Genomic DNA, 20,346 nt, shown 5'->3' with positions numbered 1-20,346 from the left:
TGCGCTCCGGATGAATATGATGATCTCATATCAGGAACTTGTTCGCACCTTCCTTCGCGGCAGTAGCGGAGCGCATCGGCAGATTTTTCAGGCAGCGTGCGGTTTTGCATCAGCAACACCAGCAGCTCACGAAGCGTTATCATCAGCATATTATTATCCATATCGCTCTCCATTATTGAATCAATAATTATCACGAATAGTCGCCAGCTCTATTTATTTACGCCTCTCGTTGGGTAATAAAAGATAACCTCCCATAGCGAATGCGAAAAAAACAATGTTATTAAATTGTTTGCTTGATTAACATCAAGATAACGCAACGAACTGAAGCCATGAGGGAAAATAACATATAAAAAGTGAATTAAATGAAGGGGAATAATAAATAAGGCTGTGCTGAAAAGAGGCTTCATAATATCGTGCGGCAGCGGACCGCCGCACGGGAATATCAGTGCTTACACTGCGCGGAAGGCAATTTCGCTCGGGATCACTTCACCCTGCCAGTAAAGCTGCGCCGCAACGCGCCCCGCCAGCTGACGATAGATTTCGGTGAACTCGCTGTCCGGACGCGCGACGACCGTTGGCGTGCCGTTATCGAGGTCTTCACGCAGGTTGATGTGCAGCGGCATCTGGCCAAGCAGCTGAGTATGGTATTTCTCTGCCAGCTTCTCGGCGCCGCCGGTACCAAAGATAGGCTCGTGGTGACCACAGTTGCTGCAAATATGCATGCTCATGTTTTCCACGATGCCCAGCACCGGCACTTCCACCTTCTCAAACATGACGATGCCTTTTTTAGCATCGATCAGCGCGATGTCCTGCGGCGTGGTGACCACAACGGCCCCGGTCACCGGAATGTTCTGCGCCAGCGTCAGTTGGATGTCGCCGGTACCCGGCGGCATATCGAGCACAAGATAGTCGAGATCCGGCCACATGGTCTCTTGTAGCATCTGCATCAGCGCCTTGCTGGCCATCGGGCCGCGCCACACCATGGCGTTGTCGTCAGTGACCAGATAACCAATGGAGTTGGTGGCCAGGCCATGGGCCATAATCGGCGCCATGTGGGTGCCGTCCGGCGAAGTCGGACGCTGGTTTTCCGCGCCCAGCATGTTCGGGATAGATGGGCCGTAGATGTCGGCATCGAGGATGCCCACTTTCGCCCCTTCCGCGGCCAGCGCCAGCGCCAGGTTCACGGCAGTGGACGATTTTCCCACCCCGCCTTTGCCCGAGCTGACGGCAATAATATTTTTCACGCCGTTAACGCCAGGCTGATTTTTCACGCGCTTCAGCGTGGCGATGCTGTGCGACAGCTTCCAGTCGATGGCTTTCGCCCCGGTCACCCGCAGCAGTTCAGCGCTGGTCTGCTCTTTTAATTCTTCAAAAGCGCTATGCCAGACAAACGGCATCTGCAGTTCAATGTGCACGGTGTCGTCAAGCCAGGCGACGTGGTGCAGCGCTTTCAGCGTCGTTAAGTTGTGCTTCAGGGTGGGGTGCTGGAAGTTTGCCAGCGTGCCGGCCACCATGGCACGTAGACGTTCAGGTGATTTGGCCTGGGATTCTGAGTTCATCCCGACTCCTTTGTTGTTTTAACATGCTTTCAGTACGCCTAAGTCTACCACAGGTACGGTCAAGCATGTATGGCGCCTCCCCTACCCTTTTGGTAATATCAAAACCCCTTTTTACAACTGAAGAAGTAAAATCCACTATGACTCAAGTCGCGAAGAAAATTCTGGTAACGTGCGCGCTGCCGTACGCCAACGGCTCAATCCACCTCGGCCATATGCTGGAGCACATCCAGGCTGATGTCTGGGTCCGTTACCAGCGAATGCGCGGCCACGAGGTTAACTTCATCTGCGCGGACGACGCCCACGGCACGCCGATCATGCTGAAAGCCCAGCAGTTAGGCATTACGCCGGAGCAGATGATTGCCGAAATGAGTCAGGAGCATCAGACTGATTTTGCAGGCTTTAACATCAGCTACGACAACTACCACTCGACGCACAGCGACGAGAACCGCGAGCTGTCCGAGCTGATTTACGGCCGCCTGAAAGAGAACGGTTTTATTAAAAACCGCACCATCTCTCAGCTGTACGATCCGGAAAAAGGCATGTTCCTGCCGGACCGTTTCGTCAAAGGCACCTGCCCGAAATGTAAATCACCGGATCAATACGGCGATAACTGCGAAGTATGCGGCGCGACCTACAGCCCGACCGAGCTTATCGAGCCGAAATCCGTCGTCTCTGGCGCGACCCCGGTGATGCGCGAGTCTGAGCACTTCTTCTTTGACCTGCCGTCCTTCAGCGAAATGCTGCAGGCATGGACCCGCAGCGGCGCGCTGCAGGAGCAGGTGGCGAACAAAATGCAGGAATGGTTTGAATCCGGCCTGCAGCAGTGGGATATCTCCCGCGATGCGCCGTACTTCGGTTTTGAAATCCCGAACGCGCCGGGCAAATATTTCTACGTCTGGCTGGACGCGCCGATTGGCTACATGGGCTCCTTCAAGAACCTGTGCGACAAACGCGGCGACACCACCAGCTTCGATGAATACTGGAAGAAAGACTCTACCGCCGAGCTGTATCACTTTATCGGCAAAGATATCGTCTACTTCCACAGCCTGTTCTGGCCTGCCATGCTGGAAGGCAGCGACTTCCGTAAGCCGACCAACCTGTTCGTGCACGGCTACGTGACGGTGAACGGCGCGAAGATGTCCAAGTCTCGCGGCACCTTTATTAAAGCCAGCACCTGGCTCAAACACTTCGATGCCGACAGCCTGCGCTACTACTACACCGCGAAGCTCTCTTCCCGCATCGACGACATCGACCTGAACCTGGAAGATTTCATCCAGCGCGTCAACGCCGATATCGTGAACAAAGTGGTGAACCTGGCTTCCCGTAACGCTGGCTTTATCGCTAAGCGTTTCGACGGCGTGCTGTCCGCTGAACTGGCTGACCCAGAGCTGTACAAAACCTTCACCGACGCGGCAACCAGCATTGGCGAAGCGTGGGACAGCCGTGAATTCGGTAAAGCGATTCGTGAAATCATGGCGCTGGCCGACGTCGCTAACCGCTACGTTGACGAGCAGGCACCGTGGGTTGTCGCTAAACAGGAAGGCCGCGATGCCGACCTGCAGGCTATCTGTACCATGGGCCTGAATATGTTCCGCGTGCTGATGACCTGGCTGAAGCCGGTGCTGCCGGAGCTGGCCGCGCGTACCGAAGCGTTCCTTAACACCGAGCTGAGCTGGGATGCGATCAACGCGCCGCTGGTGGGTCATAAGATCAACACCTTCAAAGCGCTGTATAACCGTATTGAAATGAAACAGGTGGAAGCGCTGGTGGAAGCGTCTAAAGAAGAAGTGAAAGCAGCCGCAGCCCCGGCTACCGGCCCGCTGGCGGATGATCCAATCCAGGAAACCATCACCTTTGATGATTTCGCCAAAGTTGACCTGCGCGTGGCTCTGATTGAAAACGCCGAGTTCGTGGAAGGTTCCGACAAGCTGCTGCGCCTGACGCTGGATCTCGGCGGCGAGAAGCGTAACGTCTTCTCCGGCATCCGCTCTGCTTACCCGGACCCACAGCCGTTGATTGGCCGCCTGACCGTGATGGTGGCCAACCTGGCACCGCGTAAAATGCGCTTCGGCATCTCGGAAGGGATGGTGATGGCCGCAGGCCCTGGCGGCAAAGATATCTTCCTGTTAAGCCCGGATGACGGTGCGCAACCAGGCCAGCAGGTGAAATAAACTGCATAAAAAAACGCTGCTTCGGCAGCGTTTTTTATTTATGAATTCTGAAAAAATCCACCTTTATGCCTTTTTTGTTCCGCCCAAAATTACCGCAATGTAGTATCTGATATCTCTCAATTCCTCTATTACCGAACACAAAATGCGCACTAAAAATATAATACCGATGGTAACAGCCATCATGATGATACTGACCTGTCTGTGCGGGTGCGACAACGCCGAAAAAAAGAAGGTTTTTATAAACAAGATCAATAAGGTAGAAATAACCACCACATTTATTTATAAGGGAGATAAAGTACTCAAGCAGATATCAAAAAATAGAATGTATTATTCCGATACCCCGGGTAAGACGAAAGAAGCATTCGAAAAAGACATGAGCCCAATGCAGCAGGAATATCGAAAAATAAAAGGATTAGAGGACGCAATCGTGTATTTCGATACTTATGCTGAAGAGACCGTCACGATGAATATCGATGAGCTCGATTTTGATATGCTGAAGAAAGTAACGGGCATCAGCACAACGGGCACCAGGGGATTAAGCATGAAAAAGACGCAGGAGCAATTTGAAGCATCCGGATTCACAGAAGTAAAATAGGAGCGCGATCGGGTCTTTATGACAACGACCGCAGCACCCGCATTTGTAAAATCGCAGGCCGGATAAGGCACCGCCGCCATCCGGCAGCAACGTGCGCCGGAATGCCTGATGGCGCTTCGCTTCTCAGGCCTACGAAGGCGGCGTTATGATTTTACCGCGTGCTCGCGAATCGCCAGACCGCGCAGGAAATAGCGCAGGAACTGGTCGCCGCATTCGCGGAAGTTTTTGTGGTCAGGGGCGCGCATCATGGCGGTGATTTCCGGCATAGAGACGCGGAACTGCTGCTGAGTCAGGATAGCCAGAATATCGTCGGTTTTCAGCGCAAACGCGATACGCAGTTTCTTCAGCATGATGTTGTTGTTAATACGGCGTTCTACCGCCAGCGCCGGCGCAGACTCGTCGCGACCGCGCTTTTCGTAAATCAGGCCGTTCAGGAAGCACGACAGCATAATATCAGGGCACCGTACGAAGCCTTCTTCATCCTCTTTGCGCAGCCACGGCGTCAGCTGTTCAGCGGTGACTTCGGCTTCGCCCAGCGCGAAAATGCGCACCAGATCGTTGTTGTTCATTTTCAGGATGTAGCGGACGCTGCGTAAAATATCGTTACTGACCATAGTGCCTTCGACGGTGGTGATGAAAAAATTTGATGGCTGATTCTACACGAATTACAGCCCCAGCGCCTCTTTCAGGGTCTTTAAATAGCGCCGGCTCACCGGCACCGTCTGCCCGTTGCGCAGCAGCAGTTCGGCCTGGCCGTTGTCCTCCAGACGAATTTCCTTCAAATGCGCCATGTTCACCAGATGCTGGCGATGGCAGCGGATGAGCGGCGTGCGGCTCTCCAGCGTGCGTAGCGTCAGCTCGGTAAACCCTTCTTTTCCTTCGCCACTGGTGACGTACACCCCGCTCATCCGACTGCTGACAAAGGCCACATCATCCATTTGCAGCAGATAAATGCGGCTATGCCCGGTGCAGGGAATAAACTTCAACGCCTGCTGGCTCTCGCCGAGCAGCGACACATCCTGCGCCGCACGCTCCTGGCGCAGGCGAGCGAGCGTTTTCTCGAGTCGTTTTTCTTCGATGGGCTTGAGCAAATAGTCAAAGGCATGTTCTTCAAAGGCTTTTACCGCATATTCGTCAAAAGCGGTCAGAAACACGATATAAGGCCGGTGTTCCGGGTCGAGCATCCCGACCATCTCCAGCCCGCTGATGCGCGGCATCTGGATATCCAGGAACAGCACATCCGGGTGCAGCCGGTGTACCGCGCCGATGGCCTCAACCGCGTTGGCACATTCGCCGACAATCTCCAGATCCTGCTGGGTTTGCAGCAGCACGCGCAGGTTCTCCCGCGCCAGCGGTTCATCATCGACAATCAGCACTTTAATCATGCACTCTCCTCCAGAGGTAACCGCAGGGTAACACGGGTAAAACGGTCCGGCTCGCAGGCCACCGAAATGCCGCACTCGTCGCCAAAGCGCATTTTCAGCCGCTTATCAACCAGACTCATGCCCAGCCCGCTGGACTGTGCGTTGGGCAGATACAGCCCGGCATTATCTTCAATCTCCAGCACCAGATGCTGCCCCTGCTGGCTCGCACGCAGGGTAATTTCCCCCACGTCCATCAGTTGCGAAGTCCCGTGCTTAATGGCGTTCTCGACGATCGGTTGCAGGGTGAAGGCCGGAAGCTGGTGGTGGGCCAGCGCATCAGGAATCGCCAGGTGCACCTGCAGCCGCGACTGAAAACGCGCTTTTTCAATTTGCAGGTAGGCGTTCACATGCTCAATCTCGTCGGCCAGGGTGACAATTTCCGACGGCCGTTTGAGGTTCTTGCGAAAAAAGGTCGACAGATACTGCACCAGTTGGCTGGCCTGTTCGCTGTCACGGCGAATCACCGCCTTCAGCGTATTCAGGGCGTTAAACAGAAAATGCGGATTGACCTGCGCGTGCAGCAGTTTAATTTCCGATTGTGTCAGCAGTGCTTTCTGCCGCTCGTACTGCCCGGCCAGAATCTGCGCCGACAGCAGTTGGGCAATGCCTTCGCCAAGGGTTCGGTTGATGGAGCTGAACAGCCGATTTTTGGCTTCATACAGCTTAATGGTGCCGATGACCCGCTGATTCTCGCCGCGCAGCGGGATCACCAGCGTCGAGCCAAGCTTACAGTTGGGGTGAATCGAGCAGCGGTACGGCACTTCGTTACCGTCGGCGTACACCACCTCGCCGGTTTCAATCGTTTTCTGCGTATAGCGCGAGGAAATCGGCTTGCCGGGCAGATGGTGATCTTCACCAATGCCGGTAAAGGCGAGCAGCTTTTCACGATCGGTGATCGCCACCGCACCGATATCCAGCTCCTGGATCAGCACCTGCGCCACCTTCATGCTGTTTTCTTCGTTAAACCCTTTACGCAAAATACCCTCGGTAGAGGCCGCCAGCTTCAGGGCGGTTGCGGAAAACGCCGACGTATATTTTTCAAACATCGCCCGTTTATCCAACAGGATGCGCATAAACAGCGCCGCGCCCACGGTATTCGTCACCATCATCGGGGCGGCGATACTTTGCACCAGGTGTAGCGCATCCTCAAACGGGCGCGCAATCAGCAGGATGATAAGCATCTGCACCAGCTCGGCCACCAGGGTAATTGCCCCCGCCGTTAACGGGCTGAAAACCTTATCCGGGCGGCCGCGACGAATGAGAAAACTGTGCACCAGCCCACCCAGCAGCCCCTCGACCATCGTCGAAATCATACAGCTGAGCGCCGTCATCCCGCCCATCGAATAGCGATGCAGACCGCCGGTCAGCCCGACCAGCCCACCGACCACCGGGCCGCCGAGCAGGCCGCCCATGACCGCGCCAATGGCACGCGTGTTGGCGATAGAGTCTTCGATATGGAGGCCGAAATAGGTACCGAGAATACAAAAAATCGAGAACGTGACGTAACACAGCAGCTTGTGCGGCAGGCGGACGGTGACCTGCATCAGGGGAATAAATAGCCGCGTTTTGCTCATCAGCCAGGCGATGACCAGGAAAACGCACATCTGCTGAAGCAGCAGCAACACCAGATTAAACTCGTACATACCCAAACACCACAGCTGAAATAAAACTGCGTAACATACACATACTCGGCATAACTTTCTTTGAAACCTGGCAAAAAAAGTGCAAAAAAAGCGACCGATCACATTTTATCCACTTTCCATCGCCGAAAAGTGAATAAAAAACGACCGCTGCAGGTCACGACGGCAAACCCCCTCTAAAGTTAAATGGGGGATCGCATGCCGGAGGACAAGATGGCGCTTTACACAATTGGCGAAGTGGCTCAGCTTTGTGATATCAACCCGGTTACGCTGCGCGCCTGGCAGCGACGCTACGCGCTCTTAAAGCCGCAGCGCACGGACGGCGGCCATCGCCTGTTTAACGACGACGATATCGACCGCATTCGCGAGATCCAGCGCTGGATTGAAACCGGCGTTCAGGTAAGCAAGGTGAAAAGTCTGCTCAGCGAACCGGCCGACGGCTGGCGAGAGCAGCAGGAGACGGCGCTGCGCGACCTGCGTAATGGCAATCTCCAGCACCTGCGTCAGTGGGTTAAGGATCTGCGTCGAAGCCACGGCGCCCGCACGCTGGTCGATAACCTCTTTACCCCGCTGCGCCAGCGCCTGCAAAGCGCGCAATTAACGCTCCCCACCCTACTTGGCCTGCTCGACGGTGTGCTGATCAATGATATTGCGCTGAGCCTTGCTTCCGCGCGGCGAAAATCCGGGCCGCAGGCGCTGGTGGTGGGCTGGAATATCACCGACGTTACCCGACTGTGGCTGGAAGGCTGGGTTGCCTGTGAACAAGGCTGGCGCGTTGACGTGCTGGCGCATCCGCTGGCGCAGATCCAGCCTGAACTGTTCCCTGGACAGACGCTGTTAATCTGGTGCGGCGCAGCCCCCAGCGCCCATCAGCAGCAGCAGTTGGCGCGCTGGCAGGAAGACGGCATGGCCTTCGCACTTCCTGCCAATTAATCGTTCGTTAACAGCTGCGCTTCGCGGTATAATCTTTTGGTTAACAAAAGGAGTACACAATGAAGTCAGCTAAATTTGCCGCGATCGTTCTTTTCGCCCTGATGGCTATCAGCGGTATCGGTGGCGTGATGCTCGCCGGCTATTCGTTTATTGTGCGCGGCGGTGTCGGCTGAGACGCAGACTTATCCGCTCAAAGACGCGGTCGACGATAATCGCCGCCAGCGCCACCAGCATTGCCCCCTGAATCACATAGGCCGTGTTAAACCCACTCAGGCCGATGATTATCGGTGTGCCTAACGTATTGGCCCCTACCGTTGATGCAATGGTTGCGGTACCGATATTGACGATAACCGAAGTTCGTATTCCCGCGACGATCACCGGTGCCGCCAACGGCAGTTCTACCTGACGCAGACGCTGACCGCCCGTCATCCCGATGCCTTCTGCGACGCGCTGTGCGCCAGCTGGCACGGCCGCCAGCCCGGCCAGCGTGCCTTGCAGAACCGGTAAAATACCATAGAGCGTTAGCGCCACGATTGCCGGCTTCTCGCCAAATCCCATCACCGGTACCGCCAGCGCCAGCACGGCCACGGGGGGAAAGGTTTGCCCCATCGCCGCCAGCGTTTCCACCAGCGGGCGAAACTCACGACCGGCCGGTCGGGTCACCAGTATGCCAGCGCTGACGCCTACCCCAATCGCCATCAGACTGGAGAGCAGAACCAGTTCGCCATGCGCCAGCGTCAGCGCCAGAAAACTGGCCTGCTGATAGAGCGGACGCGGCTGCTCGGGAAACAGCGAATGCAGCAGCGGCTCGCTGTACGGCAGACCGAGCAACAAACCGATAAACAGCGCCATCAGCCACAGCAGGGGATCACGAAACGCGCGCATCGGCCGACTCCTCGCGCAAAAGATCGGCAAAATGCAGCGCGCCGTAAGACTCCCCCGCCGCATTACTGACCGGCAACACCGTACGCCGCTGGACCATAAAGCCCGACAGCGCATCGCGCAGCGAGAGCGAATCGGCAATCGCCTCTCCCTGAGCGCGTTCACCGTGGCGCACATAGTCTGCCACCTGGCGTAATGACAGCAGGCGGACGCCCAGTTCGCTGCGGCCAAAAAAGGTGCGTACAAACGCATTGCCCGGCGCGCCGAGCATCTGCAGCGGCGTCCCCTGCTGCACCACCTCGCCACCATCCAGCAGGATCAGGTTATCCGCCAGGCGCAGCGCTTCATCAATATCGTGCGTGACCAGCACAATGGTGCGCCCAAACAGTTGGTGAATACGGCGCATCTCTTGCTGTAGGGCGCTGCGGGTGACCGGATCGAGCGCGCCGAATGGTTCATCCATCAGCAGCACGTCCGGATCGCCGGCCAGCGCCCGCGCGACGCCGACGCGCTGTTGTTGGCCGCCGGACAGCTGATGCGGATAGCGGGCTCGCAGCGCGACGTCGAGCCCGAGCAGCGCCATCAGTTCGTCGATACGCGCGTTTATCCTTGCCTGCGGCCATTTCAACAGCTGCGGAACGGTAGCGATGTTCTGCGCCACCGTCCAGTGCGGGAACAGGCCAATCGACTGAATGGCGTACCCCATGCGGCGGCGCAGCGCCAGCAGCGGCTGCTGACGGATGTCCTGACCGGCGAAACGGATCGTCCCGCTGTCCGGTTCGACCAGCCGGTTAATCATCTTCAGCAGCGTCGATTTCCCCGAACCCGAGGTACCAATCAGCACAGAGAACGCGCCTTCCTCCAGCCGCAGGGTCAGATCCTTCACGGCCGGATGCTCGCCGAACGTTTTATTTACCTGCGAAAATTCAATCACCGGCTTCTCCTTGTAATAGAGTCGCCGCCAGGTTCAGCAGCGCGTCGATGACCACGGCCAGAGCGACGACCGGGATGACGCCCAGCAGCACCAGATCCAGCGCGCTACTGAGCAGCCCCTGGAACACCAGCGCACCGAAACCGCCCGCACCGATCAGCGCCGCCACTACCGCCATCCCCACCGTTTGTACCACGACCACCCGCAGGCTGCGCAGTAGCACCGGCAGCGCCAGCGGCAACTGCACACGCAGGAAGGTTTGCCCGCGGCTCATCCCCATCGCGGCGGCGCTTTCCAGCACCTGCGGCGAGACCTGCTGCATCCCAGCCACCACGCCACGCACCAGCGGCAGCAGCGCATACAGCACCAACGCAATCAGCGCAGGCGTGAGCCCGGTGCCCGCGATACCCAGCGTCGCCAGCCACGGGAAACGCTGCACCAATCCGGCCAGCGGCGCGATCAGCACGCCAAACAGCGCCACGGAGGGAATGGTTTGAATGATATTGAGTAGCGTGAAGACGCCAGACTGCCGACGCGGGTTCCGCCAGCACATCAGGCCCAACGGCACGCCAATCAGCAGCGCGGGCAACAGCGTGCCCCACAGCAGCGTGAGGTGCTGGTATAGCGCATCGTTAAAGGTTTCCCGGCGGTTGGCGTATTCTTTCAGCAGCGACAGCCCGTCCAGCGCCCCGCTCCACAACAGCCAGCACGGCAGCAGCCACAGCTGTACATTCAGCAGCCAGCGCCACGGCACGCGGGGCGTCAGGCGACGAATAGCTTCGCTGCAGATGAGCAATATCAGCAATAGCCCTAACCACAGCCCGCTGCCCGGCGAAGTCCGCGCCAGCGCGCCGCCATTTTGCGCCAGACGCTCGGCCGCTGCCCCCGCCGTCCACAGCAGCAGCGTAAAGCAGGCCTGCCCCAGCAACAGAATCAACAGGCTGGAAAGACGTCCGGGAAGCCAGCAGAGGACCCAGAAAGCCAGCGGTACCGCCAGCAGGAACAGCGGCGAGAATGACCAGATTTGCCACAGCCACAGGCCGTTGCCCGACACCAGCCGGTTCGGGGCAAAATTGGCAAACGGCAGCGCGGCGGCGGCCAGCAGCATCAGCGTCAGCAGCGCCACCACGCGATGAGAACAACGAAACATGAGAATAACCGGTTACTTCACCCAGCCTTTTTCCTTCAGATAGCCTGCCGCCACGCTTTTGGCATCCAGCCCTTCTACCGCAATTTTCGCATTCAGCGTTTGCAGGGTTTTCTCATCCAGGCTGGCAAACACCGGCTGAAGCCATTTCGCCATATCCGGGTTGGCTTTGAGTACCGCCTCACGTACCACCGGCGTAGGCGCGTAGATCGGCTGCACGCCTTTCGGATCGCTGAGCGTTTGTAGCCCCAGCGCCGCCACCGGGCCGTCGGTACCGTAGGCCATCGCCGCGTTAACGCCGGAGGTTTGCTGAGCAGCCGCTTTGAGGGTTACCGCCGTATCGCCGCCCGCCAGCGACAGCAGCTGATTCTGATTCAGCTTAAAATCATAGGCTTTTTCAAACGCGGGCAACGCGTCCGGACGCTCGATAAACTCCGCCGAGGCTGCCAGCTTGAAGCTGCCTCCCGCCTTCAGGTAGCGGCTCAGGTCGGCCAGTGAGGTGAGCTTATTTTTGTCCGCCACGTCCTGGCGAACGGCCAGGGTCCAGGTGTTATTCGCGGGGGCCGGCGTCAGCCAGATAAGATGGTTTTTCTCGGCGTCGAGCGTTTTCACCTTCTCGTACCCGGCCTGGGCATTTTTCCATGCCGGGTCGTTTTCATCTTTGAAGAAGAAAGCGCCGTTGCCGGTGTATTCCGGGTAGATATCCAGCTCGCCGGAGGTTACCGCTCCCCGCACGACCGGCGTGGTGCCGAGCTGAATTTTATTCACGGTTTTGACGCCGTGGCTTTCCAGGACCTGCAAAATTAAGTTGCCCAGCAGCGCGCCTTCGGTATCAATTTTTGACCCGACCTTCACCGGCTCGGCGGCCAGTGACGGCAGACTTACCGCCGCCAGCAGCGCCAGCGTCCATCCCCTTGCAATCGTCATACGCGTTCCTCTTATTTGCGCTCAATTAACAGGCGCTTAAGCAAAAAGCGTAGACGAAAATAGAACATTCAGCCCTGTTCCGGCATTTTTAACGGCAGGGTGAGTAAGCTGGCGGCAAAATACAGCAGCGCAATCACCCATAGCGTTCCTTCCACACCGAGCGGGTTAACGCACAGCGTAACAATAAGCGGGCCGACAAAATTGCTGAGGCCGGATCCAAGATTCAGGCAGGAAATAGCCGCGCCCTTATTTTCCGGCAACAGTGATGGAATCAGTGCGCTGAGGGGGCCAAATGCGCCCAGACCGATAGCGTAAATCGCCAGCGCGACGATCAACGCCGCGCTGCTGTGGCCAAACAGCACCGGCGCGTAGCACACCGCCAACGCCGCCAGCCCGCATAGCGTACCGGCGAACCACACCACCGTGTTACGCCAGCCGATGGTATCGCCCAGCCAGCCGAAGAAGTAGTTAGCGAAGATGTTGACCACGTTGACCAGGCCCCAGATGGTCAGCCACTCTTCAATGCTAAAGCCAAAGCGTGGCAGATATACCGGCATCAGGATCACCAGCGAAAATTTGCCAATATCGTTGATGGTTTTTACGACCACCGCGAGGCGCATTTTCGGTTCGCGCGCCAGCACCACGATACCTTCCACCAGCGCCTGTCCCACCGCCTGTCCTTGCTGCCACTGGGGCTTGTCACGGTTGAGGATCAGCGCGCAGCCGCAGCCTGCCAGCACGAAAACAAAGCCTGACAGCAGCGTGGTGGTCTCGCCTAATCGGGGGATCATAAAGCCGGAAAACCACGGCCCGACGATGGTCATACCGACGCCAAAGGCTATCCAGAACCAGGAAACGGCGCGCCCGAGAATACGGCTTTCGCAGCGCTGGTTAATCCACACCAGAAACGAATAAGCAAATAGCGGATAGGCCATTCCGCGCACCGCGTAGCTCACCATCATCAGCGGGTAGTTGCCGTCGGGCAGTGCGACGAAAATAAACGGCAGCGAGCCCACGAAATAAAGCAGCGTTGCCAGCCACATCAGACGGCGTACGCCCAGCACGCCTGCGCCAATGCCGGAAAACCAGGAGACGGCCGCCACGCACAGGCCAAAAACGGAAGACAGCAGGCTGATGTGCACCGCATCAAGACCGCGCTGCTGTAGCAACGATGCCAGCCAGCTCTGTTCGATAGTGGCTCCGGTGATAAACAGGAAAACGCCGACGAACCCCCATACCAGCTCGCGCGGCAGACCCAGGCGCGCCCAGACTCCCTGTTGAATATATAAACTTTGATCGGTCATGTCCGTTACCCAAAAAAACGTCCCGGCCGAAGCCGGGCAAGTCCTCTTATTTTCCCCAGCGGTGCCGCACCGCCGGGGCGCGGTTATGCGTTTTTCAACTGCGCGGATTGCTGCTGTTTCTCCCGCAGCAGGCTGCGGTTAACGTGGCCCACGGTGTTATCACCCCAGCAGTGGTCATACGGCATCCCGGTCAGGCTTTCGATGACCGCTTTGGTCTCTGCGGTGACGGTCGCTTTGCTGCCGCCCTGCTTCAGGCGCGCCACTTCTTCGTTCAACACCGCATGGGTGCGGCTGTTGACCTTAAACTGGAAGGCGGACCAGATGCCCCACAGCGTCAGCGCGACCGGCAGAATAATCATGATGCCGAGGATCATGTTGATTGCCGACTGCGGCTGACTGCTGTGGCCGGTAATAAAGCCGGACATTTGCAGCGCCACGCCCACCAGGAAAATGGACAGCGCCTGTGACGCTTTACGCAGCAGGCTCATAAAGCCCGCGAAGATACCTTCACGACGGTTACAGGTCAGAATTTCATCCACGTCGGCAACGAAGGTGTAGTTGTTCCATGGAATGGAATAGATACCGCCGCGCGCCAGACCGGCTACGCCCGCCGCCAGATACAGCAGCGCCATACTGGTGGAGCCGTAGAGGTAGGTCACGGCGAACAGTACAAAGGCCACCAGCGCCATCAGCGCCTGGGTGGCAAACGCGCGGGACGGCGAATAGCGCAGCGTCAGCCAGGTGGCGACGCCCACGCCAAAGAATTGCAGGCCGTTGATGACGCTCAGCAGGTTACTGGCCACCACCGACGAGGTTGCCAGAGCAAAGACCACGAAGTAGGTAAAGACCGAGTTGAAAATATCCTGCGCGACCGAGCCGCCCAGGTACATCCCCAGATGCGAACGGAAGGTTTTAATCTTCAGCGTAGAAACAAAGTCGTAATAGATATCGAACAGGCGTTTACCCAGCGGCTGCTTCTCTTCGCTGGCGACGCTGCGTTCGCTCTGCTCGATTTCCTCAAGAGAACGCTCCCAGGTGCCGAAGTACACGAAGAACAGCACCACCATAAAGGCAACGGTGAAAATCGCCCCGGCGTAGAAGAACGAGATAGCGGAGTCAGAGCCGAAGTACGCCAGCAGACGCCCCGGCAGGAACGCAGCGGTAAAGCCGGCGAACTGGGCGATATACATGCGCGCGCTGGTCAGCTTCGAACGTTTGGTGAAATCGTTGGTCATCTCCGCCGACAGCGTGTCGTAAGGGATTAAAATCATCGAGTAGACAATTTCGAACAGAATATAGACCAGCAGGTACATCCAGTAGTTGAATCCCTGCACCCACAGCAGGCTATAAACCGCGACCAGCGGAATACTCAACAGCAGAAAGAAGCGGCGACGGCCAAAGCGGCGACCGAGGCGCGTTTTATGGAAGTTATCGGAAATATACCCCATGCATGGGCACATGATGACGTCAACAATACGCGCCACCGCAAACAGCGAGCCAGCTTCAATCGGCGTCAGGCCGCAGAAGGTGGTCAGGAAGAACAGCAGCCAGGCGCTCACCAGCGTAAACGCGCCCGAGCCGATAACATCCGCAAGGCCATAGCAGATGTAGTTGTGGAGTTTTATCTCCCGCACTTTTTTTATCATTTTCCATCCCCTTGAACAGTACAAAACGGCGGGGCCAGGGCCACGCCGTCATCAAATAGACTCAGGCGTCGGCGTTGTCCTGCACGATGGCGTGCGTGTTCCAGCCCGCGGGCAGCGGCACAGGTCGACGAATGCGCAGATCGATCAGCGTCAGTTCGTCTACGCCGCGGGCGTACACCGCCGGTAGCCCTCCCGGATAGCGCTCAACGCCCCAGGCGCGCCCGGTTTGCGGATTGACGCGATAGGCGTTATCCAGCCCCATGCCGGTTGGGCTTGCCGGGTTGCACGGCGGGCGAATGTCGTAGCACCCCTGTTCGTCAGACGGCCCGGACAGCTGGTGCAAGGCCAGTCCGTTAAAGGTGACGCGGCGAATCTCCCCTGCCGTTTCGCTGTGCAGGTTGATTGCGCCTTCGCTCGCGCCGGAAAGCTGGCTGAAGGTGATGTCTTCGATGCTGCCCGGAGGAACCTGCGGGTCACGATGGCGCACAGAGATAAACACCGGATCGGCTTTTCCCCAGTGGCACGGGTGGCCGTGGCGACAGTCAAAAAGGATGTTGCTGAAGATCATCTGGCTGAAACGGCCGCCGTCGCGGGAAACGAGGCCAATGCCGCGATTGGACTCAAAGATGGAGCAGTTATGCACAGCGATATGGCTGATATCGGCAAAGGTTTCAGTGCCAATTTTGATGGCGCAGCTTTTTGAGCGGATCAGGCAGTTGCTGACCACCACGTGGCGAGTCGGCTGCTGTAGCGCCGCCGGTTTGCGGGTGGTTTTAATGCAGATACCGTCGTCGGCGGCGCTGAAATAGCTGTCGCTGATATGCACGTGCTGGCAGCTGTCGATATCCAGCGCGTCGGTGTTCGACAGCGCCAGATCGTTATCAATCGTCAGGTTCTGAATGAATACCTGATTGCAGCTCACCAGGTGCGCTGTCCACATCGGCGAATTGCTGAGGGTGATATCGCGAATACGCACCTGCTGGCAGCCTTCCAGGACCAGCATGCGCGGGCGCTGGGTTTTCGGCTGGCGATAGCCCTGGGCATCGGCACGGGTAGCGAACCAGGCGTCAGCCCCGCCGTCCAGGCAACCTTCACCGCTGAGGGTTATATGGTGGCGATCGCGCGCATAAATCAGCGCCATGCGCGACAGTTCGGCCACCGTCTGGGTTAACGCCGCCGGATAGTCTGCGTCGTTCGGGCTCGCCAGCAGCCGCGCGCCGGCTTCAAGGTGCAGAGTAAAGTTGGACGGCAAAACAAGCGTGCCGGTCAGCCAATCGCCCGGCGATACCACCAGCGTGCCGCCGCCCGCACGGTCGATTTCATCAATCAGCTGCTGCAGTTGGGCGGTGAGCGGCGTTTTACCGCTGCGATCGAGTGAGGTGTTATGCAGTGAAATCTTCATGTGGCTACCTGCGAATGTTGAGATAGCTGCATTTAACGCGGATTCCACGCCTCTCTCGTGGAGCAGAAGCGGGCTTTTTTACGTATTAGTGAATGGTGTCACGGCGGATATGGCGGCTTCGGACGGGTTTTGAACCCGCGCACAAAACGTGGTGGCCCGGGTTTAGCGATAAGTGAAGTTCGTCACAGAACACACGACATCAGGGGCGATAAACGGGCCGTTTCGCGCAGACTTCGCCACAGCAGAAAGAAAATGGTGACAGGGTGCACAAAATGGCGCGAAAACGGGCGTTGGGGGATTGCCCCTCACCCTGAGCCTCTCTCGGGGACCAGGCTGTGCGGTGTGTTCGCACACGCTCCGAGGCGCGCCCGCAGAATGCTCAGGGCAAACAGCGATCGTTCCAACGATAACCCCACCAGCAAAAAGAACCTAACGAGAATATGAATAACACCGGCCAGGCTATCGCAAATGAAATCGCAGTATATTATTTTCAAAAAGCCTTGCCGGTTATACGCCATAAAGCAACGCTGAAAATACGAGCCCCCGCATAGCAGGAATACCCTTACCGATACATGAGAAGTATTTTCAATAATCATAAAGCCATATGACACTCGCAGTCGCAGAGCGCTCCTCCGAATGAATTACGCAATAAAACCCACAGAAAAACATTATTCTCAATGGTTGTCGTAAAAATCCTAACAACGCTTTTAGTAAAACGCATTTTTACTTTTATTGTATTGTTTTATAAGCATTTTTAATAAAAACAAAAACACGCCAGAATTGATAAAAATATATTATTGAGAAAAATACAAATAATATAAATAGACTTAAAAATGCATCAATTTACTCGCCGTCGTCACGCGTTGACACCCCCTGACATTGGTTGTATACATTGCTTCAAAGGAACTCATTACTCATTGTTGTAATACCAGCAGATATTTATCCATTAAATAGCTGTGGGGCTGGCTTTGGTTCTCATTAATTCATCAGCAATTAATTATCTATCAACCAACAGTCAGCGTCTTTAAGGAAGAGGTGCGCAGATGAACAACACAAAGAGATACATCGATAAAAAAACTTTTTTTAAAAGGACCGCGCTGAGCATTGCTGTTGCTCTCATCTCAGTAGGAAGCCACATTCCTGTTGCTTATTCTGACTCAGTACTGGATTACGATAACGTCCTTTACTTTTACGGTGGAACACCGTTGAGCAGCTATGATACCGTAAATATTACCGTCTCTGGGTCTGGAACCGTCCAGCCGCTAGCGGGATTTGGCGCTTATCTGCAGACTAATGGCGCAAATACCTACTTGCTAAACAACGTTACGATTAGCACCACTGGGTCAGCCGCCGATGCGATCAGGGGCAACAGTGAAGCCATATACTTCAGGGCCAAAAACCTCACCATTACCACCACGGGTTCATCCGCCGACGGGATAAACGTCGCGTCTGATTTTAACAATAATTATGACTCTCTGGTTTATGTGACAGAGTCGGCCAACATTTCGGTGAAAGATGGCGTCGCCGTCAGAGCCAATAACTTCCAGAACGCCGGGGCAAACAGCATTATTATCCTGGCGGGCAGTAATGTCATTAAGGTGACGGGCACCGGCAGCGCATCTAACACTAGCGACAGCAAAGGTTATGCCGTCTATGCCGGTAACCGAAATACGGATACTAACGGCATCGGTATTATGGATATTCTTAAGGGAAAAAATAATAACACCTTAGGAAACTCCTACGTCTTCATCGGCAAGAACTCTGAAATATCCACGGCAACTAGCGCGGGCCATGCCGTCTATGCCAACAAAGGTGGGCTGATCCAGTTAGGCGATGGTGTCGATATTTCGACTACCGGTGCCAACGCTTACGCCATTTATGCTTCCACCGAACAGCAGGGTACTTATACCGATAACGTACGCCCAGGTAGCGTCTACCTGGAGGGCGGTGCAAAACTGAGAGCCGCCAACAGCGCCAATGTTATCCAGGCCAAAGGGGTGGGTTCCATTATTTCCAGCCAATCCCTTGCGGTGCCGGTCATCGCTGATGATTACAACAGATTGGATAGGCTCAATATCGACAGAACCGCCCTGTCTGACACCGAAGGGGTTTTTGATATTGAAGGCAATATTGACGCCACCAGCGGCGGCACGGTTGCGCTGAATATGTCTGATACCTCCCGTTTTTTAGGCTCTTCCAGCGTCGATGCTGCATCAACGGTTAATCTCAACATCATGGGTAGCGACAGTCTGTGGACAATGACGAAGGATTCAACGTTAACCAACCTGACGCTGGATAGCGCCACGCTGCTATTCCAGGCGCCGGGCAGCGGCGATCCCTTAACACCGAAAACGCTCACCGTGTACGGTAACTATGTAGGTAACGGCGGGCTGCTGGTGCTCAACACGGTGCTGGGGGATGATAATTCCTTAACCGATAAGCTGATCGTACAGGGAGATACCTCCGGGACGACTCGGGTGGCCATCAATAACGCCGGCGGTAGCGGTGATAAAACCATTACAGGGATTGAAGTGATTCACGTCGATGGCCTCTCTGACGGCGAGTTTGTGCAGTCCGGGCGTATTGTTGCCGGGAGTTATGACTACGCCCTGCAGCGTGGAGAGGGAACGCAGTCCGCTAACTGGTATCTGCTTAATGCCGCGGCCCCGATCGTTGAGCCAGAGCCGACCCCCGACCCCGCTGCGGAAGTTCCCATCGTCAACCCGGAACAGCCCACCATGCGTCCGGAAAGCGGAGCCTATATTGCCAACCTCGCAGCCGCTAACTCGATGTTTAACACCCGCCTGCACGATCGTTTGGGCGATACCCAGTACATCGACCGGTTGACCGGTGAAGAGAAAGTCACCAGCATGTGGCTGCGAAACATTGGCGGTCACACCCGCTTTAAAGATTCCAGCGGCCAGTCGAGTACCCAAAGTAACCGCTATGTCCTGCAGCTTGGCGGGGATATTGCGCAGTGGAGCACCAACGGGCTGGATCGCTGGCATCTGGGGTTGATGGCAGGCTACGGCAACAGTCAGAGCAATACCCGCTCTAACGTCACCCGTTATCACTCCCGTGGGCAGGTGACCGGCTATAGCGTCGGGCTTTATGGAACCTGGTACGCGAATGAAGCCGACAAAACCGGAACCTACGTGGATACCTGGTTCCTCTATAACTGGTTTAATAACAAAGTCTATGGGCAACAGCTCGCCACGGAGAAGTACGACTCTGATGGGATCACCGCGTCCATCGAAGGCGGCTACAGCTACCTGATGGGCGAACGTAGCGACGGCCGCTCGACCTACTGGATCCAGCCTAAAGCACAGTTAACATGGATGGACGTGCAGGCCGATACCCACACCGAAGCCAACGGCACGCGGGTGAAAGGTAAAAACGACGGTAATCTGCAAACGCGTCTCGGCGTAAAAGCCTTTATTAAAGGGCATAACGCCATTGACGACGGCAAGAACCGCGAGTTTCAGCCCTTTGTTGAAGCCAACTGGATTTATAACAGCCAGTCGTATGGCGTCGCAATGAATGGCGTCTATAACTACCAGGCCGGGACGCGCAACATTGGCGAACTGAAGGCTGGGGTCGAAGGGCAACTGGGGAATAATTTGCATATCTGGGGCAACGTTGCCCAGCAGATCGGGGATAAAGGCTACAGCGATACACAAGGTATGTTAGGTATCAAATACGCTTTCTAAGCACGCCAGATGACGCTCATCGGTCGCCCCCCCGATGAGCGGTCGCTGAACTTCTCCGCCTCCGCGGAGAAGTTC

At 56.4% G+C, this 20,346-nt stretch carries 16 protein-coding genes; 5 read left to right on the top strand and 11 right to left on the bottom strand.

Features of this window, described 5'->3' with window-relative positions:
- Nucleotides 1-449: 449 nt before the first annotated feature.
- Nucleotides 450-1,559, bottom strand: a complete 1,110-nt coding sequence (gene apbC / locus V6942_RS16395) for an iron-sulfur cluster carrier protein ApbC (protein ID WP_106929447.1) — start codon at nucleotides 1,557-1,559, stop codon at nucleotides 450-452.
- A 137-nt stretch (nucleotides 1,560-1,696) separates the two neighbouring features.
- Here apbC and metG point away from each other — a divergent pair, with 137 nt between their 5' ends.
- Nucleotides 1,697-3,730, top strand: coding sequence for a methionine--tRNA ligase (metG, locus tag V6942_RS16390; protein WP_333501496.1), 2,034 nt, complete (start codon nucleotides 1,697-1,699; stop codon nucleotides 3,728-3,730).
- 181 nt (nucleotides 3,731-3,911) lie between these two features.
- Nucleotides 3,912-4,325 carry a DUF1307 domain-containing protein gene (locus V6942_RS16385; protein ID WP_181358033.1) on the top strand — a complete coding sequence of 138 codons (414 nt, stop codon included), beginning with the start codon at nucleotides 3,912-3,914 and terminating at the stop codon, nucleotides 4,323-4,325.
- A gap of 143 nt (nucleotides 4,326-4,468) precedes the next feature.
- On the opposite strand, the gene V6942_RS16380 is transcribed toward V6942_RS16385, so the two are convergent.
- From V6942_RS16380 to V6942_RS16370, 3 genes are read right to left on the bottom strand one after another with little or no spacing between them, the layout of a single operon-like run.
- The gene (locus V6942_RS16380; protein WP_106929442.1) at nucleotides 4,469-4,939 is read right to left on the bottom strand and encodes a DUF1456 family protein; all 471 of its coding nucleotides are present in this window, start codon (nucleotides 4,937-4,939) and stop codon (nucleotides 4,469-4,471) included.
- A gap of 51 nt (nucleotides 4,940-4,990) precedes the next feature.
- Nucleotides 4,991-5,710, bottom strand: a complete 720-nt coding sequence (gene btsR, locus V6942_RS16375; protein WP_182930322.1) for a two-component system response regulator BtsR — start codon at nucleotides 5,708-5,710, stop codon at nucleotides 4,991-4,993.
- Nucleotides 5,707-7,392 (bottom strand): sensor histidine kinase, encoded by a 1,686-nt coding sequence (locus V6942_RS16370; RefSeq protein ID WP_106929438.1) that lies wholly within the window; start codon nucleotides 7,390-7,392, stop codon nucleotides 5,707-5,709. The genes btsR and V6942_RS16370 overlap by 4 nt, the downstream gene beginning before the upstream one ends.
- Before the next feature lie 210 nt (nucleotides 7,393-7,602).
- On the opposite strand from V6942_RS16370, the gene V6942_RS16365 reads away from it, so the two are divergent.
- Together V6942_RS16365 and V6942_RS16360 are read left to right on the top strand one after the other, a co-directional pair.
- On the top strand, nucleotides 7,603-8,322 hold the full coding sequence (locus tag V6942_RS16365) for a MerR family transcriptional regulator (protein WP_333501495.1): 720 nt from the start codon (nucleotides 7,603-7,605) through the stop codon (nucleotides 8,320-8,322).
- Between the two features lie 59 nt (nucleotides 8,323-8,381).
- A complete protein-coding gene (locus V6942_RS16360) occupies nucleotides 8,382-8,495 on the top strand; it encodes a protein YohO (protein WP_074398756.1) in 114 nt (37 codons plus the stop codon).
- Here V6942_RS16360 and V6942_RS16355 read toward each other — a convergent pair.
- The 7 genes from V6942_RS16355 to V6942_RS16325 all read right to left on the bottom strand — a co-directional run bounded on the left by V6942_RS16355 (nucleotide 8,470) and on the right by V6942_RS16325 (nucleotide 16,561).
- Entirely contained in the window at nucleotides 8,470-9,207 is a 738-nt protein-coding gene (locus V6942_RS16355) for an ABC transporter permease (protein ID WP_182930321.1), read from the bottom strand. The genes V6942_RS16360 and V6942_RS16355 overlap by 26 nt on opposite strands.
- Complete coding sequence (locus V6942_RS16350) at nucleotides 9,191-10,138, bottom strand: ABC transporter ATP-binding protein (RefSeq protein ID WP_106929432.1); 948 nt, start codon at nucleotides 10,136-10,138, stop codon at nucleotides 9,191-9,193. The genes V6942_RS16355 and V6942_RS16350 overlap by 17 nt, the downstream gene beginning before the upstream one ends.
- Complete coding sequence (locus tag V6942_RS16345) at nucleotides 10,131-11,285, bottom strand: ABC transporter permease (RefSeq protein ID WP_333501494.1); 1,155 nt, start codon at nucleotides 11,283-11,285, stop codon at nucleotides 10,131-10,133. The genes V6942_RS16350 and V6942_RS16345 overlap by 8 nt, the downstream gene beginning before the upstream one ends.
- A gap of 12 nt (nucleotides 11,286-11,297) precedes the next feature.
- Nucleotides 11,298-12,209, bottom strand: coding sequence for an ABC transporter substrate-binding protein (gene osmF / locus V6942_RS16340; protein ID WP_182967502.1), 912 nt, complete (start codon nucleotides 12,207-12,209; stop codon nucleotides 11,298-11,300).
- A gap of 68 nt (nucleotides 12,210-12,277) precedes the next feature.
- Nucleotides 12,278-13,513, bottom strand: coding sequence for an MFS transporter (locus tag V6942_RS16335; protein WP_106929426.1), 1,236 nt, complete (start codon nucleotides 13,511-13,513; stop codon nucleotides 12,278-12,280).
- A gap of 83 nt (nucleotides 13,514-13,596) precedes the next feature.
- Nucleotides 13,597-15,159 carry an MFS transporter gene (locus V6942_RS16330; protein WP_106929424.1) on the bottom strand — a complete coding sequence of 521 codons (1,563 nt, stop codon included), beginning with the start codon at nucleotides 15,157-15,159 and terminating at the stop codon, nucleotides 13,597-13,599.
- A gap of 61 nt (nucleotides 15,160-15,220) precedes the next feature.
- A complete protein-coding gene (locus tag V6942_RS16325) occupies nucleotides 15,221-16,561 on the bottom strand; it encodes a glycoside hydrolase family 28 protein (protein ID WP_106929422.1) in 1,341 nt (446 codons plus the stop codon).
- A gap of 1,043 nt (nucleotides 16,562-17,604) precedes the next feature.
- On the opposite strand from V6942_RS16325, the gene V6942_RS16320 reads away from it, so the two are divergent.
- Complete coding sequence (locus V6942_RS16320; protein WP_420107852.1) at nucleotides 17,605-20,271, top strand: autotransporter outer membrane beta-barrel domain-containing protein; 2,667 nt, start codon at nucleotides 17,605-17,607, stop codon at nucleotides 20,269-20,271.
- The last annotated feature ends 75 nt before the right edge of the window (nucleotides 20,272-20,346 follow it).

The organism is Kluyvera genomosp. 2 (genome assembly GCF_036759865.1).
Taxonomy (GTDB): domain Bacteria; phylum Pseudomonadota; class Gammaproteobacteria; order Enterobacterales; family Enterobacteriaceae; genus Kluyvera; species Kluyvera ascorbata_B.
The sequence above is the reverse complement of the archived record's forward strand: the minus strand, read 5'-3'. Positions and strand labels throughout refer to the sequence as shown.